The organism is Lentzea pudingi (assembly GCF_014646255.1).
GTDB classification, from domain to species: domain Bacteria; phylum Actinomycetota; class Actinomycetes; order Mycobacteriales; family Pseudonocardiaceae; genus Lentzea; species Lentzea pudingi.
In genome coordinates, this window is the sequence record NZ_BMNC01000009.1 from 108752 (window position 1) to 132298 (window position 23547).

27 protein-coding genes are annotated in these 23547 nt (G+C 68.6%); 17 read left to right on the forward strand and 10 right to left on the reverse strand.

What is annotated here, in order from left to right; translation table 11 throughout:
• Positions 1-208 precede the first annotated feature (208 nt).
• From IEY88_RS28410 to IEY88_RS28420, 3 genes are read right to left on the reverse strand one after another with little or no spacing between them, the layout of a single operon-like run.
• Complete coding sequence (locus tag IEY88_RS28410) at positions 209-733, reverse strand: hypothetical protein (protein WP_189157939.1); 525 nt, start codon at positions 731-733, stop codon at positions 209-211.
• Positions 718-1257 (reverse strand): hypothetical protein, encoded by a 540-nt coding sequence (locus IEY88_RS28415; RefSeq protein WP_189157940.1) that lies wholly within the window; start codon positions 1255-1257, stop codon positions 718-720. The genes IEY88_RS28410 and IEY88_RS28415 overlap by 16 nt, the downstream gene beginning before the upstream one ends.
• Positions 1258-1273: 16 nt before the next feature.
• The gene (locus IEY88_RS28420) at positions 1274-1720 is read right to left on the reverse strand and encodes an Imm1 family immunity protein (RefSeq protein ID WP_189157941.1); all 447 of its coding nucleotides are present in this window, start codon (positions 1718-1720) and stop codon (positions 1274-1276) included.
• Between the two features lie 517 nt (positions 1721-2237).
• Between IEY88_RS28420 and IEY88_RS28425 the strand changes: the two genes are divergently transcribed.
• Genes IEY88_RS28425 through IEY88_RS28440 form a run of 4 tightly spaced genes read left to right on the forward strand, consistent with a single transcriptional unit; the run spans position 2238 to position 5271 of the window.
• Positions 2238-2582: a hypothetical protein gene (locus tag IEY88_RS28425; protein WP_189157942.1), complete on the forward strand. Its 345-nt coding sequence runs from the start codon at positions 2238-2240 to the stop codon at positions 2580-2582.
• A complete protein-coding gene (locus IEY88_RS28430; RefSeq protein WP_189157943.1) occupies positions 2579-4744 on the forward strand; it encodes a hypothetical protein in 2166 nt (721 codons plus the stop codon). Before IEY88_RS28425 ends, IEY88_RS28430 begins: the two co-directional genes overlap by 4 nt.
• Before the next feature lie 50 nt (positions 4745-4794).
• Positions 4795-4995 carry a hypothetical protein gene (locus tag IEY88_RS28435; RefSeq protein ID WP_189157944.1) on the forward strand — a complete coding sequence of 67 codons (201 nt, stop codon included), beginning with the start codon at positions 4795-4797 and terminating at the stop codon, positions 4993-4995.
• A 57-nt stretch (positions 4996-5052) separates the two neighbouring features.
• Positions 5053-5271, forward strand: coding sequence for a hypothetical protein (locus IEY88_RS28440; protein ID WP_189157945.1), 219 nt, complete (start codon positions 5053-5055; stop codon positions 5269-5271).
• A gap of 76 nt (positions 5272-5347) precedes the next feature.
• Here the strand turns inward: IEY88_RS28440 and IEY88_RS28445 are convergent, their stop codons facing one another.
• The gene (locus tag IEY88_RS28445) at positions 5348-6892 is read right to left on the reverse strand and encodes a recombinase family protein (protein WP_189157946.1); all 1545 of its coding nucleotides are present in this window, start codon (positions 6890-6892) and stop codon (positions 5348-5350) included.
• Positions 6893-7043: 151 nt separating this feature from the next.
• On the opposite strand from IEY88_RS28445, the gene IEY88_RS28450 reads away from it, so the two are divergent.
• A complete protein-coding gene (locus IEY88_RS28450; protein WP_189157947.1) occupies positions 7044-7334 on the forward strand; it encodes a muconolactone Delta-isomerase family protein in 291 nt (96 codons plus the stop codon).
• Positions 7331-8407 carry a YbfB/YjiJ family MFS transporter gene (locus tag IEY88_RS28455; RefSeq protein WP_229693845.1) on the forward strand — a complete coding sequence of 359 codons (1077 nt, stop codon included), beginning with the start codon at positions 7331-7333 and terminating at the stop codon, positions 8405-8407. Before IEY88_RS28450 ends, IEY88_RS28455 begins: the two co-directional genes overlap by 4 nt.
• On the opposite strand, the gene IEY88_RS28460 is transcribed toward IEY88_RS28455, so the two are convergent.
• The gene (locus tag IEY88_RS28460) at positions 8325-9296 is read right to left on the reverse strand and encodes an alcohol dehydrogenase catalytic domain-containing protein (protein WP_189157948.1); all 972 of its coding nucleotides are present in this window, start codon (positions 9294-9296) and stop codon (positions 8325-8327) included. The two genes, IEY88_RS28455 and IEY88_RS28460, sit on opposite strands and share 83 nt — an antisense overlap.
• An 82-nt stretch (positions 9297-9378) precedes the next feature.
• On the opposite strand from IEY88_RS28460, the gene IEY88_RS28465 reads away from it, so the two are divergent.
• From IEY88_RS28465 to IEY88_RS28480, 4 genes are all read left to right on the forward strand, one after another.
• Positions 9379-10545 carry a beta-1,3-glucanase family protein gene (locus IEY88_RS28465; protein ID WP_189157949.1) on the forward strand — a complete coding sequence of 389 codons (1167 nt, stop codon included), beginning with the start codon at positions 9379-9381 and terminating at the stop codon, positions 10543-10545.
• A gap of 81 nt (positions 10546-10626) precedes the next feature.
• The gene (locus IEY88_RS28470; protein WP_189157950.1) at positions 10627-11298 is read left to right on the forward strand and encodes a response regulator transcription factor; all 672 of its coding nucleotides are present in this window, start codon (positions 10627-10629) and stop codon (positions 11296-11298) included.
• Complete coding sequence (locus IEY88_RS28475) at positions 11295-12590, forward strand: sensor histidine kinase (RefSeq protein ID WP_229693846.1); 1296 nt, start codon at positions 11295-11297, stop codon at positions 12588-12590. The genes IEY88_RS28470 and IEY88_RS28475 overlap by 4 nt, the downstream gene beginning before the upstream one ends.
• Positions 12591-12635: 45 nt before the next feature.
• Positions 12636-13676, forward strand: a complete 1041-nt coding sequence (locus IEY88_RS28480) for an NAD-dependent epimerase/dehydratase family protein (protein WP_189157951.1) — start codon at positions 12636-12638, stop codon at positions 13674-13676.
• Here the strand turns inward: IEY88_RS28480 and IEY88_RS28485 are convergent.
• The gene (locus tag IEY88_RS28485; protein WP_189157952.1) at positions 13663-14823 is read right to left on the reverse strand and encodes a hypothetical protein; all 1161 of its coding nucleotides are present in this window, start codon (positions 14821-14823) and stop codon (positions 13663-13665) included. The two genes, IEY88_RS28480 and IEY88_RS28485, sit on opposite strands and share 14 nt — an antisense overlap.
• Positions 14824-14944: 121 nt before the next feature.
• On the opposite strand from IEY88_RS28485, the gene IEY88_RS28490 reads away from it, so the two are divergent.
• From IEY88_RS28490 to IEY88_RS28510, 5 genes are all read left to right on the forward strand, one after another.
• Positions 14945-15583 carry a glycosyltransferase family 2 protein gene (locus tag IEY88_RS28490; RefSeq protein WP_189157953.1) on the forward strand — a complete coding sequence of 213 codons (639 nt, stop codon included), beginning with the start codon at positions 14945-14947 and terminating at the stop codon, positions 15581-15583.
• On the forward strand, positions 15580-16269 hold the full coding sequence (locus IEY88_RS28495; RefSeq protein WP_189157954.1) for a TIGR04282 family arsenosugar biosynthesis glycosyltransferase: 690 nt from the start codon (positions 15580-15582) through the stop codon (positions 16267-16269). The genes IEY88_RS28490 and IEY88_RS28495 overlap by 4 nt, the downstream gene beginning before the upstream one ends.
• Before the next feature lie 100 nt (positions 16270-16369).
• Positions 16370-16969: a methyltransferase domain-containing protein gene (locus IEY88_RS28500; protein ID WP_189157955.1), complete on the forward strand. Its 600-nt coding sequence runs from the start codon at positions 16370-16372 to the stop codon at positions 16967-16969.
• Complete coding sequence (locus IEY88_RS28505) at positions 16966-18012, forward strand: molybdopterin-dependent oxidoreductase (protein WP_189157956.1); 1047 nt, start codon at positions 16966-16968, stop codon at positions 18010-18012. Before IEY88_RS28500 ends, IEY88_RS28505 begins: the two co-directional genes overlap by 4 nt.
• Positions 18009-18407, forward strand: coding sequence for a hypothetical protein (locus tag IEY88_RS28510; RefSeq protein WP_189157957.1), 399 nt, complete (start codon positions 18009-18011; stop codon positions 18405-18407). The genes IEY88_RS28505 and IEY88_RS28510 overlap by 4 nt, the downstream gene beginning before the upstream one ends.
• Here the strand turns inward: IEY88_RS28510 and IEY88_RS28515 are convergent.
• Together IEY88_RS28515 and IEY88_RS28520 are read right to left on the reverse strand one after the other, a co-directional pair.
• Positions 18339-19154, reverse strand: coding sequence for an ABC transporter permease subunit (locus IEY88_RS28515; protein WP_189157958.1), 816 nt, complete (start codon positions 19152-19154; stop codon positions 18339-18341). The two genes, IEY88_RS28510 and IEY88_RS28515, sit on opposite strands and share 69 nt — an antisense overlap.
• Positions 19154-20014, reverse strand: a complete 861-nt coding sequence (locus tag IEY88_RS28520; RefSeq protein ID WP_189157959.1) for an ABC transporter ATP-binding protein — start codon at positions 20012-20014, stop codon at positions 19154-19156. Before IEY88_RS28520 ends, IEY88_RS28515 begins: the two co-directional genes overlap by 1 nt.
• A 98-nt stretch (positions 20015-20112) precedes the next feature.
• Between IEY88_RS28520 and IEY88_RS28525 the strand changes: the two genes are divergently transcribed.
• Positions 20113-21162: a sensor histidine kinase gene (locus IEY88_RS28525; protein WP_189157960.1), complete on the forward strand. Its 1050-nt coding sequence runs from the start codon at positions 20113-20115 to the stop codon at positions 21160-21162.
• Positions 21159-21803 carry a response regulator gene (locus tag IEY88_RS28530; RefSeq protein WP_189157961.1) on the forward strand — a complete coding sequence of 215 codons (645 nt, stop codon included), beginning with the start codon at positions 21159-21161 and terminating at the stop codon, positions 21801-21803. The genes IEY88_RS28525 and IEY88_RS28530 overlap by 4 nt, the downstream gene beginning before the upstream one ends.
• Before the next feature lie 94 nt (positions 21804-21897).
• Here the strand turns inward: IEY88_RS28530 and IEY88_RS28535 are convergent, their stop codons facing one another.
• Positions 21898-22518, reverse strand: a complete 621-nt coding sequence (locus tag IEY88_RS28535; RefSeq protein ID WP_189157962.1) for a DJ-1/PfpI family protein — start codon at positions 22516-22518, stop codon at positions 21898-21900.
• A complete protein-coding gene (locus IEY88_RS28540; RefSeq protein ID WP_229693847.1) occupies positions 22518-23480 on the reverse strand; it encodes a GlxA family transcriptional regulator in 963 nt (320 codons plus the stop codon). Before IEY88_RS28540 ends, IEY88_RS28535 begins: the two co-directional genes overlap by 1 nt.
• Positions 23481-23547 lie beyond the last annotated feature (67 nt).

Here is a 23547-nt window from a genome sequence, read left to right on the forward strand (position 1 = left end):
CTGATGCCATGCGGCCATCATTTCTGACGCGAGTGGGTTGTTTGATTTGCTGGCGTGTTCTTGCAAGAGCGCGCCGACTTCTGTGTGTCGTTCTAGCAGTGTCGCCAGTAGGTCTATTCCCTCCCATTCGAGGCCCAGGCGCATGATGTCTGCCTTGATAGCAGATACGTCTGTCACTGTCAGGAATACCTTTCGATGATCCGCTGGTTCACTTGTGGAGTTTGTCGAGATAGGGATTGCGCCTGTCTACGCGGCTCAAGAAGGCCGTAAGTTCACCGCCAGCTTCGAAATCCATGCACAGTTGCTGTAGTAGATCGTATTGCGATCCGGCGAGAGATCCCCAAAGGATTCCTCTATGGAGCAGAGCGGTACAGACAGCGAGAGAGAACACGTCGTCGCTGTAGTCGGGTGCGGTTTTGTGAAGGAGGTCCCAGCCTTCGACGTAACGTCCCTGCTGGCCTAGATCCAAGCAGCGGTTGTAGTCGTAAATGGCGTATTCAAGGGCATCCGGTGAGATCCTCAGCGCGGTTGCGACATCGTGTACGTGTGCGAGCATTCTGTTTCGAGCACGATGTGTGACAGTGATTCGGTAGAACACGCGGACGATGTGACGCGGCTTGATTCGTCCCAGCTTCGCCCACCATATTTCGGCGGCATCGGCGAGTGTCGGCCAGTGAAACCAGACAACCATGGCGATTGCGGCTAGCGCGAAGCTTCCTATGAGGACGAACACTGGGCCACTACTTCCATCCATAGTTCTGCGCGCTCACTGAGCTGAACCGCTAGTGCGCGGTCGTTATTCTTCAGATAAACCTGTGCGCGGGCCGTCGCTCGTTCAGCGCGAACAACCGCGATCCTGGTCGCTCGTTCCGGGGTGAGGTTGGCGCGGATTCCCCGGAGTTCGAGTCCTATTTGCGAGCGCTCCAGAGTGCGCCAAGATCCAGCGTTGCCTGCGCTTTTCCACTCCCGCCGGGGTCTGGGCCAACATGCCGCCACGCCTTTCAGGCGCTGGACTTCCCAGGCCAGAACTGCATTCCCGACGATGTAAGTCTCGGAGTCCGCAGGAAAGTCCAATGCGTTGTACGAGGCCCTGAGCACTTCGACCAGCTCGGACAAGTCAAGTCCAAAGTGAACAGCAGCCACCTTGAGATCATCGACGCTCAGGTGAATCTTGGACTTCTTCAAGAATTTTGCGAGATCGTCCTCCCACATGTACCGCCATCGCACCACCTGCGGGCGAAAGACCTCCACATGCATTTCCTCACCTGCTTCTCTAATACTGGTCATACGGCACCCATGCGATAGATGTAGGACGCGTGCGAGTCGTCAGCCATTCCATCAACGCTTCGCGGGCGTGAGGAATGGGAATCAGTGCGGAGCGAGGAAATATCGCCCCTGTGTCACCGCTGAAGACCAGGCCAACGGCGGGGATATGACCGTGTGCGTTGTAGGAATTGACGATCGATCGACTGGGGTCGTCGTGGTCGGTGAAGCTCAGTGCCGCGACACCGTTTCTCGGCGAGACGCTGACTCTGATTTGCTGGTTGGGGTAGGGACCCGATTCGTCTGTGTAGAACTCGACGTCACCGACTGCGAGAAGTGTTTCCCACCGGTCGTGCTCGGTGTCGAGGATCTGTTCTATGAGTTGAATGCATTCGATAGTTCCGCGCGCGACGCGGCCTATCTGTGTGGTGAGGATCGCTGTCACAATCATCGCCATCCGGTCACAATCTCATCAGGCCTCTGTGTGTTTGTGTGGTCACGTGTGCAGCCACCCAGGCCGATTAGCTCACCGGCGGGTGACGGGGTCTATGACAGATCCCGGGTGCCGCTACCCGATATCCGCATATCCGCTGGTCACAGCCGCTTTGGGGACCTGGCGTGAGCGTGGACGCTCACTCGTCAGGACGAACAACTCATCCGCGCATGCCCTTTAAAGAATGCGATCCCCCGCCAGCCCCGGCCGGCTGGGGTGTTTCCGCAGGTCAGAGCGGGTGTAGCCGGGGTGCCAGAGATCAACATACAGATCCGGCATATATGGCCTCATTTACCCGTCTTTTGTATGTCGATCTTGATGCGCGATCGTCTGACCTGCGGGTATTCCTGATCGCGCATAACGTATGCGGAATCTGCCATAGAGGTTTCTCTTGCCGGGCGGCTTACTTAAGTCATCGCCCCGCACGAATGCGGAGCGTGGCTCTCACAGAGAGTCCCTTTCAAGAGATTGGGTTTACCTCGTGTTCGAAACTCCGGAACAGATGCAGAACCGTTTGTTTCACCTGGCGTGGCTGGGTGAGGAACTCCCCGAGATCGCGGCAGAGCGTGACGGCGGATGGATTTACCGGCAGATCGCCAAAGAGGCAGCGGCGGTGCTGGCGGTGGCTACGCAGTACATCAGTGAGAACGAATTGGCGCGGGTGTTCATGGACGCACGCGGAACGTTGTCGGCCGATTCGCCCGAGGAACAGTCTCGGGACGCGGTGCGGGCGGCATGGCTCGACACCCAGGAGTTGATCTCCACCAGCTGGGTGCCGACACAGCGAATGCCCGAGGTGCCGACCCGCGCGGACGGTGGCCGATGAGCGTTCGTGGTGTGACGCGGGCAGCGGTGGCGCGGGTACGCGTCACCCTGCTCGGGTGGCTGAGCTCCATCGGTGCCGTGGTCGACGCGGTGGCGGCATGGTGGATCGAGCGCGTCCTGTGCTCGCCCGCCTACCTCACCGCATCGGCCAAGGTGCGGAAAATCGTTGGCAGCGTTAGGGATTGGCGTGTCTGGCCCGTACTGGCGGGATGGGTGCGCCAGGCCGCGTGGGCGGTCTGGCGGGTTGCCGGACCGCCCGTGCGGGACGCGGCCGGATGGGTCCGCTACCGCGCGCCCGGCGTCCTCTGGCAGGGCGTGTGCTGGCTGGCCCGGCGTGCTCCCCGCTGGATCTGGCGAGCCACGGTCTACGCGTTCGTGGGTGCCTGGTGGGTGCTGTCGCGCACCGTGCGGTGGGCCTCTGGGCACGCCTCGTACGCGGGTCTGGTCAAGCAGATGGACGACGACCAGCGGCACGGGACCGCGAAGCGGTTGCGGGAGGAGTGGGCGCGCATGGCCGCCGTGCGCTCGGTGCTCGTGGTGATCGTCGCCGTGGTCGTGGCGCTGGTCGTGGCCGGTGTCGCGGACAAGATCGGGAACCTCACCGCGGCTGGGACCGTGTTTGGTGTGTTTGCGCTGGTAGGACGGGGTGTGAGGCCCCGGCCGGCCGGGGATGATGATCTAGGTTTGGAGATCGTCCACAGTGGCCCGGACGAGCCGTTTCCGATCGCCGACGCGCACACCCGTGCGGAAGCGGCGGACGCGGTGTCACGCGCTCTGAAGACAGAGGGTGTGGATCTTCGTCTTGTCGGGGAAGCGGTGCGTCAGGGATGGGGTTGGGAAGTCCCGGTGATCTTGCGTCGGGGCACCCCGAGTCAGGTGGTCGACAAACTGGCCGCACTGGAGACCACCCTGGACCTGCCTGCGGGCGGGGCCATGGCCTCACCGGACCGCTCACGGCGTGCCCGGGTGGTCCTGAGGCTGGCCGAACGGGACCCGTTCACCGGTCTTCAGGCCGCGTCGGCACACGCGGTGCGTCCGCTGGTCTCACGGTCGATCACCGACCGGTTGCAGGTGGGTTCGGTGATCACCGGTGAGCCCTTGGCGCTCGGGTTGCTCGGGGTGCACGGGGTCGTGATCGGTGACACCGGTTCGGGCAAGTCATCGACCCTGTGCACGCTGGCCGACGCGGTCACCGACTGCGCGGACGCGGTCGTGTGGGACCTCGATCCGGCAGGCACGGGCTTGGACGTGCTGGCCGACTCGATCGAGCGCAGCGAGCGCACCCGCGCGGGCATCGAGGACGCCCTAGCGGACGCTCTCGCGCTGGCGGAAGTGCGCCCGCATCTGTTGCGGGACATGGGAATGCCAGGCCGTGAGTGGGTGCCCTCACCCGAGCACCCGGCGGTCATCGTGTTCGTGGACGAGTACCCGCGATTGTCCAACGCTGCCAAGGACATGGCGGTGGACATCCTCCGCATCGGACGCAAGGCGCGGGTGTCGCTGTTGCTCGCCTCGACTGAGGCGACGTCGGACACGCTCGGGGACGCGATCGCCGACACCACGGCGCTCAAGATCCTGCACGCGTGCCGACACGCGGACGTCCGGCTGGTGCTGGGTCCGTCGATGCTCGGGGAGGGGTGGCGGCCGGACCGGTTGAACCCGGCATCCGCAGACAGCCCCGAGGACGCGGGCAAGGCCTACGTCTACGCCCCGCACTACCGGGACCCGGTTCTGTCGAAGTTCCGGCCGGTGTCGGACGAGGACACGGCCAACCGGGCACGGGACCGCGCACCGCACCGCCCCCGGGTGGACGCGGTCTCGATCGAGGCAGCCCGCAAACGCCGTCACAGCAATGAATCCGGCACCACGGCGGGTAAGGGCAGCGGCCGTCACCGCGCGGTGCTCGCCCTGCCGTCCCCGCGTAGCGGTGAGCCTGCGGTGCTGGACCGGATGGCCATCGGGGACGTGCTGGCCGCGTTCGGCGACGACGAACGACTGTGGACGGTGGACCTGCTCGCCAGGCTGGCCAACCGCCACGACCGCTACGCGCAGTGGGCACCGGAAGACCTGGCGGACGCGTTGCGGCCTCTGGGGCTCTCTCCGGCCCAGATACGGCAGGACGGGCGCAAACCGGCAGGGCTACCACCGCCAGGCCGTCAGTGACGCTCTCAGCCGCGCGGAGAGGGGGTGAACACATGACTACCACTCAGACCGTGACCGTGGCCGTGCCGCTGATCTTGGCGTTGGTGCTCTTCTACGCCGTCAAGCACGGGAAGCAAAAGATTTTCGGGGTGCTGCTGGGAATCGCGTTCGGCGTGAGCCTCGCGCCGACCGGACTTGCCGGGCATATCGGCCGCGCCGTGAATGCGCTGATTATTTCTGGGATCACCGCTCTGTCCGGGCTGTTCGGATGACCGCGACACGCACCCCGGAACAAGTGACATCACAGGAAAGGAGGTGACACAACACCGATGAGCGACACACACGAGACAACTCAACAGGGAGGTGAACCCGGAACAGACGACAACGCCACGCCCAACCAGCACGACATCGAGGAGAACGAGCATGACCAGGTCAGAATCCCGACACCTCGGGAATGGGCACAGCAACAACTGGCGAACGCACCCGAACGCACCCCGGAATGGGCACGGTCGGTCGCGGCGGTCTACGGGTTCACACTTCCCGACTAGACAGTGAGCACCAACTAAATAACGAGAGGGCGGCAGGGAATTCCCCTGCCGCCCTCTCGCGTATCCGGATACCGCGTTAGCGGGTCTCCCGCCATACCGGCGTGATCTGGTCCGGCTTGAACCTCACCCCTTTGCCCACAGGGGCGATGATTACGGCGGTGAGACTGCGGGCGATAGCGGCTTGACGCTGCTCCATCGAGAAACCGGGCTTCTCCCATTCTTGCGCCAGGTTCGCGACCACGGTCTTGATTCCCTCGCGTTGCGTCTCGTAGTCGCGGTGCTCACGGCGCAGCACCGACAGTTCACTCTCCATCCGCGCGAGGCTGGGAAAGTAGCGCTCAGCGCTGTATTCGCCCGCTTCGTAACGGCGTGTGGATTCGTTGATCCGCTTTTCGAGTTCGTCCAGCTCTTTCTCACGCGGCCACGGCGGCAGATCCTCAACCTTGTGCGACGCCATACGTTCCTGGTCAGCGATCACCAGTGCCGTGATGTACTCATCCACCGGTGCGGCCAGCCTGGTCACTCCACCGCACCCGCCTTGCCCTTTCGACGGGCACAGGTACATCTTTTCCATTTCGCCCCGGCGGTTGGGTCGGCGAGAACCGGTCATCCGCGCCTTGCATTTCCCGCACCGCACGAACGGGGACAGCAGGCTGTTAGTACGGAAACCGGTCCCCCGCGAACCCAGACGTCCACGGTCGCTCTTATCAGACTTGACCGGTGTCCATTGCGCTACCACCGCGTCCCACTGACTGTCGGTCATCATCGGCTGCCATTGACCGCGCACCGGTTCGTTGTTCTCGTCCATGAGGATTTCTTCGCGATAGACGACTTTGCCGCACATGCGCGGACGAAGGAACATGTTCCGGATAGTCGCGGCACGCCACGCCCCACCCTTCACGGTCGGGATCTTGCGGTCGTTCCATTCGTTCGCCAGCGCCAACGGCGTCAGCGCGCCAGCGATGATCCGAGGCAGGGCAGCAAGGATGTGAGCCGATTCCCGCTTGTGCAACGTCACCCGATCCTTGCGCCACCCATAAGAGCGGTTCGGGCCGCCGTGATTCTTTCCCTTAGCGGCTGCCTTACGCTTGCCGACGGCCACACGGCGCGAGGTATTGCGCGACTCATCATTGCGCTGATTCACGGTGCTACGCGCGGCAGAGATACCGTGGTCGGTCGAAAGGTCGATGTTCCCTGTCATCGACACGACGTAAATGCCGTACAACTCGACCGCGTCGATAACGTCTTCCAACAGACGCGGGTCACGCGTCGCACGGTCCAGGTCCACACACGCCAACGCGTTGGCCTCACCACGCCTCAATGACGTGAGAATCGACTCCCAGTCAGGCCGCACCACTCGAAATCCGTACGTGCCATCCGGCAATAGAACGCGCTTGCGTTTGAATGAGGACACATTGGCCTCTGGGACTTCTTTCGCGACCCGCCCCCCGATACCACCGACGAACTTACGGAGGTCACTCAACTGGTGATCGACCTTGCCCTCATCGGCCGGACGGTCGGCCTCAGTCCTCGACTCACGGGCCGACAGAACCCAAACTAGCTGGTCAGGGGCCGTGTCGATCAGCGTCCGGCCCATCTCCCTGCGCGGTGTCTTAGCCATGTGGGCAAGTGTGCATCAAAAAATCCTTGGCGACCGCGAGGAAGTACCGGAGTTGACGCAGTTCCACGCCCCGCATCCTAGGAGGCTCAGGCTCCCACGCAGAAGAAAGCCGGTCGTGGCGCCCGTCGCTCGCTGATCGCACGATGGGCCCATGAGAGAGTTCATCGTCGAGATCACCACCACGATCCCCGACGGCACACCCCAGTCCGAAGTGGACTCGCGCCGCGCCGCGGAAGCCGTGCGAGCCAAAGAACTCACCACCTCCGGCAACCTCGTCCGCCTATGGCGCCCCATCGGCGAGATGCGCAGCATCGGCCTGTGGCGCGCCGACGACGAGGCCGACCTCCAGTTGCGTGTGCTCGGCACGCTCCCACTGAGCCCGTGGATGAAGTTCGAGGTCACCGCCGTGCAGCCCCACCCGAACGACCCCGGCAGGCTGTGACCGTCCGGGCCGCGGCGGCGCTGGCGGCAGCCATGGGCATCGGACGGTTCGTCTACACCCCGATCCTGCCGCTGATGACCGCGCAGGCGGGCCTGTCCGCCACCTCTGCCGCCGGGTTGGCCACCGCCAACTACCTGGGCTACTTCGTCGGCGCACTCATCACGGTCGTGCGGGCGCCGTCACGGGTGGTGAACCGTGTGGCGCTCGTGCTGCTCGTGGCGACGCTCGCGGGGATGCCTTTGACGCACGGGATGGCGGCGTGGTTCGTGCTGCGACTGGTCGCCGGGGTGGCGAGCGCGCTGGTGTTCGTGGCGGCGGTGAACGCCCGGCCCAGGTGGGGCATGAGCGGCGTCGGGGTGGGGATCGCGCTGTCCGGGCTGCTGGTGCTGGGGTGGGGGCAGTGGCAGGCGGCGTGGTGGGCGGCGGCGGTGTGCTCCGCGCTGCTGGCGGCGGGGGCGTGGAGGCTGGAACTGAACCCGCCGGAACTGTCAGACCAGCGCGCGTTCGCCCGATCCCAAGGCCCCGCGCCCACCCACTCCCACCGAGCGTTCGCCGTCCTCTTCACCGCCTACACCCTCGAAGGCGTCGGCTACATCATCGCCGGCACCTTCCTCGTGGCCGCCATCAGCGGCCCCCTCGGCAGCAGCGCGTGGATCCTCGTCGGCCTCTCCGCCGCCCTCTCCCCCATCGTGATCCGACCCCACCGCCACGCCCTCCCGGCGGCACTCGCGATCCAAGCCATCGGCATAGCCCTGCCAGCCCTGATCGACGGATCCGCACTGATCGCGACGATCCTGTTCGGCGGCACGTTCATCGGCATCGCGGCCACAGCCCTCAAACTGGGCGAAGGCTTCCCCAACGCGGCCGCCATCCTCACCGCCGGCTACTCGGCGGGCCAGATCATCGGCCCGCTCGTAGCAACCCCGTTGCTGCACCACGGCTACGACCAAGCCCTGCTGCTCGCCTCAGGCATAGTCGCGACAGCCGCGATCACAGCTCTAGCACCACCTTCACGTCATCGGGACGGTGCTCGAACGCCGAGGCGAAGTCCTCGAGCGGCACCCGCCGAGTGATCATCGCGGACAGCCACGCGTCGTCCGCGCGGTCCAGCACCGCGGAGGCCTCGCGGTAGTGCCGCAAGCCGGAGTTGACCGTCCCGAACACGATCCCGTTGCGCAGCACCAGATCGCGGTTGATCTGTCCGATGTCGGCCGGCAGCACCTCGGTGGACGGCACGCCGGTCAGGCACACCAGGTCGCGGCCGAGCAGGCGCGCCACCAGCGACGGTGCCCCGGTCGCCTCGATCACGACCGGGCAGTCGGGCAACGTCCGGTGGTAGGTGGCGCCCAGCGACTCGACCAGGTCGGGCTTCGGGCCGGACGACGCCAGGTCGAACACGTGCACGTCGAGTCCGCGCTGCACGCCGATCAACGCCGCCAGCAGCCCGATCGGGCCGGCGCCGGTCACCAGCACGCTCTCGAACGGGTACAGCGCCAGCCGGTCGAGCCGCTCCCACGCCTTCACGACCACGGACGTGGGCTCGACCAGCACACCCGTCGCGGAACCGACCTGCACGGCATAAGCGGCGGGCACCGTCCACAGGGTCGAGCCGTAGCCGTCGAGGCCGGTGATGCCGCGCTCGGTGTACCGCCCGTTCCGGCAGTTGTCGAACTCGCCGCTCGCGCACGCCACGCACGGCACCGGGTCGGGCCTGCGGACCACCCCGGCGACCAACGACCCCGGCGCGAACCCCGGCCCGCTGATCACCCGGCCCAGTGACTCGTGGCCGATCACCAGGGTTCCGCCGACGCCGAACTCACCGCGGACGATCTCGCGGTCCGTCCCGCAGATGCCGATCGCCATCCCCTCGACCAGCAGGTCCTCCGGACCGGGGACCGGGTCGGGCAGTTCGGTCAACGCCAGGGAGCCGGCCCGGGCAAGATCCACCGTCAGTGCGCGCATGAGAACCATTCTTGACACATCAACCCGATCGCGCCGACCATGAGAGCGCTCTCACGACCCTGTCCCAGTGAGGAGATAGTCGATGCGCAAGCTCCTGCTGCTCGCGACATCGGCCCTGTTAGGGCTGACAACGATGTCCGCACCTGCTCAAGCGGCTCCCCCGAGCCAGCTCCCGCTCACCGTCACGAACAACTCCGGCCGCGGCGACGCGGTCCACCTCTACATCACCGGGATCATGAACGGCCGGCTCGGCTACCTGAACGGCAACGGCCAGTTCACGCCGTGGTCGGGCGGGGCGATCCCACCGGTTCCGGCGCCGGACTTCTCCATCCCCGGCCCCGGCAACGGCGCCAGCAGGACCGTGAACATCCCGCTCAACTTCGCGGGCGGCCGGATCTACATGGCCTTCCGGGACAAGCTGAAGTTCAGCCTCGTCCCGAACGGCCTGGTGCAGCCGGCTCCGTGGGCGGGCGGCGACCCGAACCGCGACATCCTGTTCGACTGGAGCGAGTTCAGCTACGACGGCGGCGGTCTGTGGCTCAACAGCTCCCAGGTGGACATGTTCGCGGTCCCGCACGCGGTCGAGGCGACGTCGCAGGGCGGCGTGACGAAGAAGACGGGCCAGCTGGTCGCGAACGGGCGCAACCGGATCTTCGACCAGCACCAGCAGATGGGCGGTGACTGGGCGAGGCTCGCGTACAGCCGGTCCGACGGCACCCGGTTGCGCGTGCTGAACCCGAGCAAGGGGCTCGACGCGGGCCTGTTCTCCGGCTCGTACTTCCAGAGCTACGTCAACAGCGTCTGGTCGACGTACCAGAGCACGCCGCTGACGGTGGTCCCGTTCCAGAACGAGCCGAACCGCCGGTTCACCGGCCGCGTCAGCGGTGGGGTCATGCGGTTCACGAACACCTCGGGCCAGCAGGTCGCGGAGTTCCAGCAGCCGTCCACGCGGGACGTGCTGAACTGCGACGGCAGGCTCGCGGCGCCGAACAACGAGCTCGGCGCGATCTCGCGGTCGCTGTGCGCGGCGCTCAACCGGTCGACGCTCGGCTTCATCCACACGCAGCCGACGTACGACGCGAGCCAGTTCTACACGCGCGCGACCACGAACCACTTCTCGAGGATCGTGCACGCCAACATGGTCGACGGACGCGCCTACGGGTTCGCCTTCGACGACGTCGGCGGCTTCGAGTCACTTGTCCACGAACCGAACCCGCGTTCGGCAAAGATCACGCTGACCGGATTTTAGACCGAAACAATCTTGCTTTTGATCGACTTTCACTCCACTGTGTGAGAGCCGTCGCCGCGGCTCTCACACAGTGGAGTCGTTGTGTGCGTACGGGTCCTGCTGGTCGAAGACGACGAGCGAATCCGGCAGGCGTTGAGCCTCGCCTTGTCCGACGAGGGTTTTCCGGTGGACGAGGCGGGTTCGGGTGAAGAGGCGTTGCACCGTTTGGAGACGGAGTCGTTCGACGTGGTGCTGGTCGACCTCACGCTTCCCGGCGTGGACGGCCTGGAGGTCGTGCGGACCCTCCGATCCCGCGGTGACCTGCCGATAATCGTGGTGTCGGCGCGCGCCGACGCCTGCGACACGATCGCCGGGCTGGAGGCGGGAGCGGACGACTACGTCACGAAACCGTTGATGGCGAGCGTTCTCGCCGCACGCATCCGCGCGTTGTTGCGCAGGCGCGGGCCGGGTCGTGAAGCCGTTCGGATCGGAGAACTGGAAATCCGTCCGCAGGAAGGGCTCGTGCACCGGGCGGGGGAACGCGTTCACCTCACCAGGACCGAATTCCGGCTGTTGCTGGAACTCGCTGGTGCGGGCGGCCGAATCGTCACCAGGGAACAGTTGCTGCAAAAGGTTTGGGGATATGACTACTTCGGTGACACCCGGCTGCTCGACGTGCACATAAGGAGACTCCGCCGGAAGATCGAGGCGAATCCGGACGATCCGGAAGTGGTTCTCACCGTGCGCGGCACCGGATATCGGATCCGCTCGTGAGGCTCACGCTGCGGTGCCGGGTCACCCTCTCGTTCGGCTTCGGCCTGCTGGTCGTCACGAGCGTGCTGGCGTTCGCCACCTGGAACCTCGCCTCCGGCTCCATGCTGCGGCAACGGGAGGCGAGCGCCACCCGGCAGGCCGAGGTCAACGCGCGGCTGGTCGAGCGTTCCCCTGGCCTCGACGCCCTGCTCACCGGACCGGACGGGGCGATCCTCGTGCTGGGCCCGGCGGGGCCGCGGACGGCGGGCAGGAAGATCGACCCGGCGCGGTTGCCCACCGGGCTGGTCGAGCACTCGCCCGCCACCGCGCGGATCACCGTCGACGGCCTGCCGATGCTCGTCGTCTCCCGTCCGCTGGCGGACGGGGCCGTCTACGTCGAGCTGTTCGGGTTGCAGCAGCTCGAGCGGACGTTCGCGTTCCTGGCAGCGGTTCTGGTCGCGGGCACGATCGGTTCGGCGCTGCTCGGAGCGGTGCTGGGGTCGTGGGCCTCGAAGCGGGCGCTGAAACCGCTGACGGAGCTGAACTGCGCGGCCGGCAGGATCGCGGGCGGTGATCTCCACGCCCGGCTGCCCGTCCAGGCCGACCCCGATCTCGCGGCGCTGGCGGCGAAGTTCAACTCGACGGCGCAGGCGCTGGAACGCAGGGCGTTGCGGGACGCCCGGTTCGCCTCGGACGTGTCGCACGAGCTGCGGTCGCCGCTGACGACGATGGTGAACGCGGGCGCGGTGCTGCGCCGTCGTCGTGAGGACCTGCCCGGCACGGCGGGCACGGCGCTGGAACTGCTGACCTCGGAGGTCGACCGGTTCGCGCGGATGGTCGTCGACCTGCTGGAGATCTCCCGGGCGGACCAGACCGACGATCCGGTGCCGGAGGAGATCGCGCTGGACGCGGTGGTGCGCAACGTGGTCGCGACGCGAGCACCGGTGCGGTTGGAACTGCAGTCCGTCGTCGTGCTGGGCGACCGGCGCCGGCTGGACCGCGTGCTGACGAACCTGCTGGACAACGCCGAGCGGCACGCGGGCGGCGCGGTGCTGGTGTCCGTGCGGGTCACCGGCTCGCGGGTGCGGCTGGAGGTGGAGGACGCCGGGCCCGGGGTGCCGGGACGGATGCGGGAGGAGATCTTCGAACGGTTCGCGCGCGGCGGCGGGGGCGACGGCACGGGCAGCGGCCTGGGGCTCGCGCTGGTCCGCGAGCACGTGCACCGGCTGGGCGGCAGGGTCTGGGTGGAGGACAGGTTCCCGCACGGCTCCCGTTTCGTCGTGGAGATGGTCTTACGGAGTTCTCACGGCTAGTCGTCCGGCCGCGCCACCCGCCGTGCCCGGCCCTACGGTCGGTTCATGCGAGTACTGATCACCGGCGGGGCCGGGTTCATCGGGTCGCACGTCGCGGACGAGCTGACCTCCCAGGGCCACGAATGCGTGGTGCTCGACGCGTTGCTGCCCGAGGCGCACGGCACAGTTCCGTTGCTGGAGCACGAACTCGTGGTCGGCGACGTGACCGACGCCGGCGCGTTGCGGCCCCTGTTGTCCACAGTGGACGCGGTGTGCCACCAGGCGGCGATGGTCGGGCACGGTGTCGATCCGTTCGACGCGCCGTCCTACGCGCGGCACAACGACCTGGGCACGGCGGTGCTGCTGGCCGAGATGCATCGGGCCGGGGTGTCACGGCTGGTGCTGGCATCGTCGATGGTCGTGTACGGCGAGGGGCGCTATCGGTGCCTCTCGCACGGGATCGTGCGGGCGGAACGAACCGCCGCCGACGTCGAGCGCGGTGTGTACGAGCCGCGGTGCTTCTGCGGTGACTTCGTGGTGTCCGAACTGGTGCCCGAGGACGCCCCGCTGGAGCCGCGCAGCACCTACGCGGCCACGAAGCTGGCGCAGGAGCACCTCGCAGCGGCGTGGGCGCGGCAGACCGGTGGCAGCGTGTGGGCGTTGCGGTACCACAACGTCTACGGCCCGCGGATGCCCCGGGACACCCCGTACGCCGGGGTGGCGTCGATCTTCCGGTCCGCGCTCCAGAACGGTGTCGCGCCCAGGGTGATGGAGGACGGCCGGCAGCGCCGTGACTTCGTGCACGTCACGGACGTGGCGCGGGCGAACGTGCTGGCGTTGTCGTCCCCGCGCCCCGGTTTCGAGGCCGTGAACGTCTGTTCCGGCACCCCGCACACGATCGGCGACCTGGCGTTCGCCCTCGCCGACGCGTGCGGCGGACCGGCTCCCGAGATCGTGGGCGGGGCGCGGCCCGGCGACGTCCGGCATGTCGTGGCGTCGCCCGCGAAAGCCTTGGAAGTACTGGGTTTCGAGGCCCGGGTGGGGTTCGCGGAGGGGGTGCGGGAGTTCGCTTCCGCCTCGCAGCGGGAGCCGGTCACCAGTTCGTGAGCACCAGGTGGTTCACCGCCAGGGCTGTGACGGCCTGGGCGGTGAGCCACCGCCTGTCCAGTCTCGCTGTTCCAGCGAGGAGCCAGATCGCGAACGGCAGCCAGATCCGTTCGGTCTCCGCTTTGCTGAGGCCGGACAGGTCCGCGGCCAGGATCGCGATGCCGGCCGCGAGGACCCACTTGTCCCCGCGCAGCCCCTTGATACCCGCCGGGCCGATGACCAGCGCCAGCGCCGCGAGGTTCGCCCAGGCCCAGTACCAGTACGGCCGGGTGTCGCCGATGCCCTGGTAGTAGCGGAGTTTCACGAGCTCGTAGCCGTCGAGCCACCAGAACCCGCTGACCGCGAACGCCACCACGACCGCGAGCGCGCCCGCGACGGCCCAGCCGATCCTCCTGCCGACGGCGACGATCGCGAGTGGCGCCAGCAGGACCAGCCCGTAGGACAGGAACAGGCACCAGCCCAGCACGATGCCGCCCAGCAGGGGTTTCCTGGTGAGCAGGTAGACGCCGACGGCGGCCACGCCCATGAACATGCCGTCCGCCGAAGCGCCCACCCAGACCGCTCCGGGGAACAGCACGACGAACGGCAGCACGGCGTTGTCGCCGACAGCCTTCGGGATCGCCACCACCGCAAGCGATCCGACGAGGACGCAGAAGATCGACGCCGCCGCTCCCCCGCCGAGCCCGACGCGGTCGAGAGCGACGAACGTGAGCAACGCGCCCGGCGGATGCCCCGAGACGTGCGTGGTCCACGAGTCGGGCTGGAAGTCCGGGATGCGGGCGGCGAACCCGCGCAGCATCGCCGGGATGTCGGTGACGCCCGGGACCTCGTGCAGGTACTCGTCCTCGGTGGTCAGCCTGGTGACGAACCGGTCCCAGCCGTCGATCATGGCGAGCGAGAACGTCCACGCCGTCGCCGTCACGTAGGCGATCGGCAGCGCGAACCGGTGGCTCGCCAGTTCCGGCCCCTTGGCCACCACGAGGAACGCGATCAGGACCGCGGCCGGTGTGCCGAGACCCAGATGCGGTTGCCAGTTACCGAAGAGCGGCGCGGCGGCGGCGAAGAGAAGTCCGGGTTCGTTGATGTTGAGGAAGACCCCGGTGATGACGGCGGCAGCGACGAGCAGCCCTGCGATGACTAGACGCACCGCGCCCAACCTAGGGGGTCGGACGGGTGCTCGCGGGCCGCGCAAGACAACCGTAAGAACTCTTTCGTGCGTCACAATTCCGTAAGCACCACAACACTTTCCGATGGTCCAGGGTGGACGCATGGATGTCGTGTTGCCCTGCCTGGACGAGGCCGCCGCACTGCCCGCGGTCCTCGCCTCCCTGCCTCCCGGACACCGCGCGATCGTCGTGGACAACGGGTCTTCTGACGGCTCGCCCGAGGTCGCCGCCTCGCTCGGCGCGGTCGTCGTGCACGAGCCCCGGCGCGGTTACGGCGCCGCCGTGCACACCGGTCTGCTCACGGCCACCTCTCGCGTGGTGGCGTTCGCCGACGCGGACGGCTCGCTGGACCTGGCCGAACTGCCCGCGATGGCCGCGTTGCTCGCCGACGCGGACCTGGTGGTGGGCCGGCGGAGGCCGGTCGGCACCGGCGTGTGGCCGTGGCACGCGCGGGCGGCCAACGCCGTGATCGCATCTCTGTTGCGGCGCAGGGGTTTGGCCGTGCACGACATCGCGCCGCTGCGGGTGTGCCGGCGGGAGGCGTTGCTGGCGCTGGACGTGCGGGACCGGGCGTTCGGCTACCCGCTGGAACTCCTCGTGCGTGCGTCGGAAGCGGGCTGGCGGGTGCGCGAGGTCGACGTGGCGTATCGACCCCGTGCCGCCGGCACGAAGTCGAAGGTCTCGGGTTCGGTGCGCGGCACGCTGCGGGCGGCGCGGGACATGGCGGGGGTGCTGCGATGAGGTTCTGCCTGCTGGTCATGGCGAAGTCGCCGATACCGGGTCAGGTGAAGACGCGCCTGTGCCCGCCGCTGTCGCTGGAGGAGGCGGCGGACGTGGCGGCGGCCTCGTTGCTCGACACCGTAGAGGCCGCGCTGGAGACACCCGGCGCCGTGCCGGTGGTGGCGCTGGCCGGGGTGGTGCGGCGCGAGGACGTGCGGGACGCGCTGGCGGAGTGCGTGGTGATCCCTCAGCGCGGCGACTCGTTCGCCGAACGGCTGGTGTGCGCGCACGCCGACGTGGCGCGGTTCCGGATGCCGGTGCTGCAGATCGGGATGGACACGCCTCAGGTGACGCCGGCGCTGCTGGCGTCGTGCGCCGAGTTCGAGGAGGCGGCGCTCGGGCTCGCGCTGGACGGCGGGTGGTGGGCGCTCGGGCTGCGCGACCCGCTGCGTGCTCACGTGCTGCGGGACGTGCCGATGTCGCGAGCCGACACGGGGGCTCGGACGCTGGAGGCGTTGACCCGATCGCGGGCGAACTCGCTGCCGGACAACGGAGGGACGCCGGAGACCCTGCCCGGGTTGCGAGTGCGGACCCTGCCGGCCCTGTCCGACGTGGACACCATCGCCGACGCCCACGCGGTCGCAGCCCAGGCACCCGGCAGCCGGTTCGCCGCGGCCCTGCTGGCCATCGCGGCGGTGCCGCGATGAGGCACGCTCGCGCAAGGGTCCCCTCCGGAGGGGTCCCCTGGTTCTATTCTCCCAGACGACACCGACAATTCCGGGCCGCGAGCCGACCGGCGGTGACGCGATGATGTTCGACCAGGCCCTCCAGGGCCGCCCCAGCCGGCTCGACCTGTCCGGCACCACCCCGCGCGAGCTCAGCGTCGCCCGCTGGCAGGCCGACGCGGACGGCGGCGACGACGTCCTCCTCGACGCCTGCACCGGACCGACCCTCGACGTCGGCTGCGGCCCCGGCCGTCTCGTCGCCGCGCTGCTGGGCCGGCGCGTCCAGGCGCTCGGCGTCGACGTGTCCCCCGAGGCGATCCGGCGCACCACCGAACGCGGCGGCATCGCGATCCGCCGGGACGTCTTCGACCTGCTGCCCGGCGAGGGCCGCTGGCGGCACGTGCTGCTCGCCGACGGCAACATCGGCATCGGCGGCGACCCGGCCGCGCTCCTGCGCCGCGTCCGGCAGCTGCTCAGGCCCAGCGGCACGGTCGTCGTCGAGGTCGAGCCACCGGGCTCCGGCCTCACGACCGGTCAGGCGCGCGTGCGGACCGCCGACACCCGCGGCCAGTGGTTCCCGTGGGCCTGGAGCGACGCCGAGTCCCTCGCGGCCGACGGGTTCTTCCTGCTGTGGCAGCGAGAACGCGCCGGACGCTGGTTCGCCTGCTGGGAGAAGCTGTGAAACTCCCCGTCTTCCGGGCTCCGGCACACCACACCGGCGTGACCAGCCGGGTCGGCACCTGGCTCGGCATCACGTTCGGGCTGTGCTTCGTCACCGGTCTGCTCAGCCACGGCGTGCAGCACGACTGGCCGTGGCCGACCCGCCCGGTCGACCTCTACCGCGTCACCCAGGGCGTGCACGTGATCTCCGGGGTCGCCTCGATCCCGTTGCTGCTGGCCAAGTTGTGGAGCGTCTACCCGAAGCTGTTCGAACGGCCGCTGGTCAGGTCCGTGCCGCACGCCCTGGAGCGCGGCTCGATCCTGGTGCTGGTCGCCGCCTCGTTCTTCGAGCTGGCCACGGGCCTGTTCAACGCGGCGCAGAACTACCCGTGGTCGTTCTACTTCCCCACCACCCACTACGCGGTGGCGTGGATCGTGGTCGGTGCCCTGCTCGTGCACATCGCGGTGAAGATCCCGCGGATCCGGCGTTCCCTCGAACCGGCGTCAACCGAGAAGACCGTGTTGTCCCGCAGGGCTTTCCTGCGCACCACCGCGCTGACGACGGGTGTCGCCGTCGTCGCGACGGCGGGTGTCACGGTGCCGTGGCTGCGCAAGGTCTCGGTGCTGGCGTGGCGGTCCGACGGCGGCCTGCCGGTCAACCGGACCGCGAAGGCCGCGAACGTCGTGGTGCCGCAGGACTGGCGTCTCAGGGCGGGAACGAAGAGCTACTCGCTCGCAGAACTCCAGGCGATGCCCCAGACCACCGTCGAGCTGCCGATCGCGTGCGTCGAGGGCTGGAGCCAGAACGCGACCTGGACCGGCGTCCGGATCTCCGAGCTCATCGACGCGCAAGGAGATGTACGGGTCGAGTCGCTGGAAAAGGACGGCCTGTACCGGGCCACCACGCTGCCGGAGGCGTTCGCGCGGGACCCGCTGACGTTGCTGGCGCTCAGGTTGAACGGCGAGGAGCTGAGCCCGGACCACGGGTATCCGTGCCGGCTCATCGCACCGAACCGGCCGGGTGTGCTGCAGACCAAGTGGGTCACGTCGCTGGAGGTCCGATGAGAATCGCTCTCGGCGTCCTCGGTGTGGCGCTCGGCGCCTGGGGAGCCTGGCTGCTCCTCCCCCAGATCACGATCGAGCTCCTGCTCTGGCTCGGCGGAGGTGTTGTCCTGCACGACCTCGTGATCGCCCCGCTGGTGGGCGCTTCCGGGTTCGTCGTCAGACGCCCGTCCGTCGGCATAGGGCTCGTCACCACGGGAATCGTCGGCATCCTCGCGGTCCCGCTGCTCTGGCGCGAGCACGGCGGCCCGGTGAACCCGGGCCTGCACGACCGCGACTACCCCACCGGGGTCGCGGTCGTGCTGGGCCTGATCTGGGCCGCCGTGGCCCTACACGAGGTCGCGGCGCACCTTCAGAAACGTCGCCGCACCAACAAAGACCACGACGTACCCGAGTAGGAACAGCGCCGCCGTGGTGCCGCTCAGGTCCGTCAGCACCCCTGGCGCGCCCGAGCCGCCCACGGCTCCGGCGAGGTTGCCCGCCGATCCGCCCGGCAGAACCTTCGTCAGCGACTCGACCGGTCCGAGCAGGGAACCTACGCCCCGCAGCAGGTTCTCCGTCACGATCGCCCACATCAGCCCGAGTCCGACGGCCAGCGCCGGTCCCTTGGTGACGACGCCGAGGAACACGCCGAACCCCGTCCACATGGCGGCGATCAGCAGTGAGGCGCCCAAGGCCTTGAAGACACCGAGCCCCGGCAGGCTCCAGTCCCAGCCCTCCAGCGAGGCCACCGTGATCGACGCGCCGAGGTTCACGACGAACGTCAGCGCCACCAGCAGCACCACGACGATCCCCAACGCCCCCAGCGTGCCGGCCATCGCCGAGACCCGGCGCGGACCGGCGGTCAGCGTCGTCTTCCAGGTGCCCCAGCCGTAACCGCTGCCGACCGCCAGCGCCGCCAGCACCAGGATGATCGCTCCGCCGAACATCGGCAGGCCGCGCACGACGGCCGCGCCCACGTTCTCCGGCTGCATCGCGCTGATCAGCTGCTGCTGGGACATCGACCGCGTGTTGGTGCCGCCGTTCAACGCCAGGTAGTTGAACACGTAGCCGAACGTCAGCGTCATCACCAGCCAGACGCCGATCAGCACCCACGTCGCCGGCCACTTCCACAGCCGCAGCAGCTCCGCCTTCACGCTGCCCATCACGCCGCTCCCGTCATCTCGAAGAAGACCTCTTCCAGCGTCCGGCGCAGCGGCCGGACCTCCCGCACGTCCACGTCCGCCGCCACCAGCACCCGCACCAGGACGCCCGCGTCCTTCTCCCGCACGTGCAGCGCGTCGCCGTGCACCGTGCTGCCCTCGATGAGCACGTGCGCTTTCTCCAGGGGGTCCGCGCGGATCAGCAACTGGCTGTCGCCGCGCAGCTGCTCGACCGTGCTCTCCGCGATGAGCCTGCCCTGCGCGATCACGCCCACCCGGTCGCAGATCTCCTCGACCTCCCCGAGCAGGTGGCTCGACAGCAGCACCGTCTGGCCCTGCGCGGCCAGCGCCCGCACCAGGTCGCGCATGTCGGCCATGCCCGCCGGGTCGAGGCCGTTGGTCGGCTCGTCGAGGATCAGCAGCTCGGGCTGCCCGAGCAGGGCCGCGGCCACGCCGAGCCGTTGCTTCATGCCGAGCGAGTACCGGCGGAACTTCTCACCGGCGGCGCCCACGAGGTCGACCTGCTCCAGGGCGGCCTCGACGCCCGTCTTCCCGACGCCCCGGCGGGCGGCGTGCACGCGCAGGTTGTCGCGGCCGGACAGGTACGGGTAGAAGCCCGGTCCCTCGATCAGCGACCCGACCTTCAGCAACGCCCTCGGGGTGCCGGGTGCCTCGCCCAGGACCCTGGCCGAGCCGCTGGTCGGCTTCACGAGCCCCAGCAGCATGCGGATCGTGGTCGTCTTGCCCGCGCCGTTGGGGCCGAGGAACCCGTAGACCTCGCCCCGCCGCACGGACAGACTGACCTCGTCCACCACGGCGCGGTCGCCGTAGCGCTTCGTCAGCTTCTCCGTCGTCACGATCATGCGGACAACACTGGTCCCGCGGACGACCTGGAGCGTCCGCCCCGGAGCGTCATCAAGATACGCACATCTGCGTACGCGTCCGGTCGTATGGTCGGACCATGCGGATCAAGTGGCAGGACATCGCGCTGACCGTGGCGCTGTTGTTCTTCGGGCTCGGCGGCACGCGGTTCGCCGCGCGGCTGCAGGGTGCCGAGAGCCTCGACGTCCTCGCCTACGTGCTGATCGCCGTGGCGGCGTCCGGGCTGCTGTTCCGCTCGGTGCGTCCGCTGTGGACGGTCGGGATCACGACCGTGCCGATCATGGTCTACCTGGCGCTGGGCTACCCGTTCGGCCCGATCCTGGTGAGCGGCGTCGCGGCGATGTACGCGGTGGCGGTGTACGCGAGCCTCGAACTGGCGGCCGTGTGCGCGCTGGCCTACGCGCTGGCGATCCTGCCGTGGTGGAACGACACGGTGACGTCGTGGATCACGTGGTCGGCGGGGTGGATCCTGCTGCCGGTCGCGGCGGGCGTGCTGATGAAGCTGCGCAAGAAGTCCGTTGTGGACGTTCGTGAGCGCGTGGTGATCTCCGAACGGCTGCGGCTCGCCCAGGAGGTCCACGACGTCGTCGGCCACGGCCTTTCCGTGATCGCGATGCAGGCCGGCGTCGCCCTGTACGTGCTGGACAAGGACCCGGCGAAAGCACGGGCGTCACTCGAAGCCATCCGCGACACGTCGAAGGAAGCGTTGGAGGGCTTGCGGTCCGAACTGGACACGTTGCGCGGCTCGGCTCCGCTGACGCCGGCGATCACGCTCGCCGACATTCCGGCACTGGCCGGCCGGATGCGCGAGGCAGGACTGGACGTGTCCGTCGAGGTCGCCGAGATCGAGCTGCCCGACACCTACCAGCTCGCCGTGTACCGGATCGTGCAGGAGTCGCTGACCAACGTCCTGCGGCACTCCTCCCCCGGCGTCACCGCGTCGGTCAAGGTCTACACCGTGCGCGAGGAACTGGTCGTCCACGTCACCGACACGGGCACACCGGCCGCGTTCGCCGAGGGCCACGGCATCACGGGCATGCGGTCACGGGCGGAAGCGCTCGGCGGCACGCTCGAAGTCGGCGGAGCGCACGGCTTCTCGGTCATCGCACGGATACCGTTGCCCGCATGATTCGCGTGGTGGTGGCGGACGACCAGCCGCTGGTCCGAATGGGACTGCGGACGTTGATCGAGACCGAGGACGGCGTCCAGCTCGCCGGAGAGGCCGCCGACGGACGCGAGGCACTGGCGCTGATCCAGTCCGTCAAGCCGGACGTGGTGTTCCTCGACATCCGCATGCCGTTGCTGGACGGCCTGGAGGTGCTGCGCCGGGTCAGCGCCGACCCCGCGTGCGCCGACGTGAGGATCGTCATGCTCACGACGTTCGACCTCGACGAATACGTGTTCGAGGCGCTGCGGACGGGCGCGTCCGGGTTCCTGGTCAAGGACTCGGACCCGACCGACCTGCTGCGCGCCGTGCACGTGGTGGCCGACGGCGGTTCGCTGCTCTCGCCGTCCGTCACGCGCCGGGTGATCGACCGGTTCGCGTCCGGTGCGTCGGCGAGGCCCGTGCCGCACCTGGACAGACTGACCGAACGCGAGCGCGAGATCATGCGGCACGTGGCGTCCGGCGCGTCCAACGACGAGATCGCGGCGGTGCTGGTGATCTCGCCCGCGACGGTGCGCACGCACGTGTCGCGGGCGATGGTGAAGCTGGGCGCACGCGATCGCGCCCAGCTCGTGGTGTTCGCCGTGCAGTCAGGTCTCACCTGACCGCCGTGCGCCGTGGAGGTGCGCGGGAACGCGCACAGGCGCTGCGTGCCGGGCCACTGGCCGACGACGCGGAGCTTGCCGGTGTCAGCCCAGGTCAGGCCTGCGCCTCTTCGAAAGCCTGCTTCAGGCCCTGCAGGACCTCCGGCGGGATCGAGTCGTAGGCGCGCGGCGGTTGCGGGTCGTACTCGATGCCCGCCTGCACCGCCTGCGCGACCATCTCGCCGAACTCGGCCTCGACCAGCCGCAACGCCATGTCGATGCCCGCCGAGACACCCGCGCCGCTGACGACCTTGCCGTCGAACACGACCCGGTCGGTCGAGACCTCGACGCCACGCACCTCCAGGTCCTCCCGCGCGGCCCAGTGCGTCGTGGCCTTCGAGACCAGTCCCGCTTCGGCGAGCAGCGTCGACCCCGTGCACACCGACGTCGTCCACTTCGTGGTCGGGTGCACCTCGCGCAGCCACTCGACCACGCCGCCGGAGTCCCTGAGCAGTTCCTTCCAGTGCCCGGAGCCCGGCACGACGATGATGTCGGTCGACTTCAGCGAGTCGAACGTGTCGGTGGGCACGACGGTCAGCCCGTTGTCGGACTTCACCGGGTCGAGCGTCGCGGCCACGAAGCGGGCGTTCACGACGGGAACAGCGGCGATCACCTCGTACGGACCGACGAAGTCGAGCGCGGTCATGTTCGGGTAGAGCACGAACGTGGCATCCATCAGGCAACCCCAGTGGTCCGGAAACGGGCGCGGTAGCTGCCCGGCGACACGCCGAGCACGCGCAGGAAGGCGCGCCGCAGGGTCTCGGCCGAGCCGAACCCCGACTGGCGGGCCACGAGGTCGAGCGAGTCGCCGCTGCTGGCCAGCCGGTCCGCGGCGGCCTCGACACGGGCTCGTTCGACGTACTGCGCGGGCGAGATGCCCACGCTGCGGGAGAAGACGCGGGCGAAGTGCCGCACGCTCATCATGGCCTTGCGCGCCATGACCGGCACCGTCCACTCCCGCGTCGGATCGGCGTGGATGTCGTCGAGCAACGCGCGCAGCGAGCCGTCCGGCACCGGCTTCGCGCGGGTGTGCACGCTGAACTGCGACTGGCCGCCCGACCGCTGCAGGAAGACGACCAGGTACTGCGCGATCCGGCGGGCGAGCGCCGGCCCGTGGTCCTGCTCCACCATGGCGAGCGCGAGGTCGATGCCCGCCGTCACCCCCGCCGACGTGGACACCTCGCCGTCGCAGACGAAGATCGCGTCCGGCTCGACCTCGACGCCGCGGTTCGCGAGCTCGCCGGTGAACGCCCAGTGCGTCGTCGCCCTCTTGCCCTCGAGCAGTCCCGCGCCGGCCAGCACGACCGCCCCGGTGCAGACGCCCGCGACCCGGCGGGACCGCAGGGCGAGCCGCCGCAGGTTCGTCGTGAGCACCGCGTCGGACGCGGCCTCGTCGTACCCCCAGCCGCCGACGACGAGCAGCGTGTCGATCGGGCGGTCCAGCGTGCGCAGGTCGGCCCCCGCCCCGATGCGCACGCCCGCCGTCGCGGTGAACGGTCCTCCCCCGAGCGTGGCGACGGTGACCCGGTACCGCTCCTCGCCGTAGTTCGCCGCCTCGAAGACCTCGATCGGTCCCGCCAGGTCCAGCAACGCCGTGCGGTCGTACCCGACCACGACTACTTCCCTCGGATTCCCCACACCTCCACTTTCCTCAACGCCGCCCGAGGCGGCAACGCCATGTCCCCCTCGCATTCGGCCACCCCCG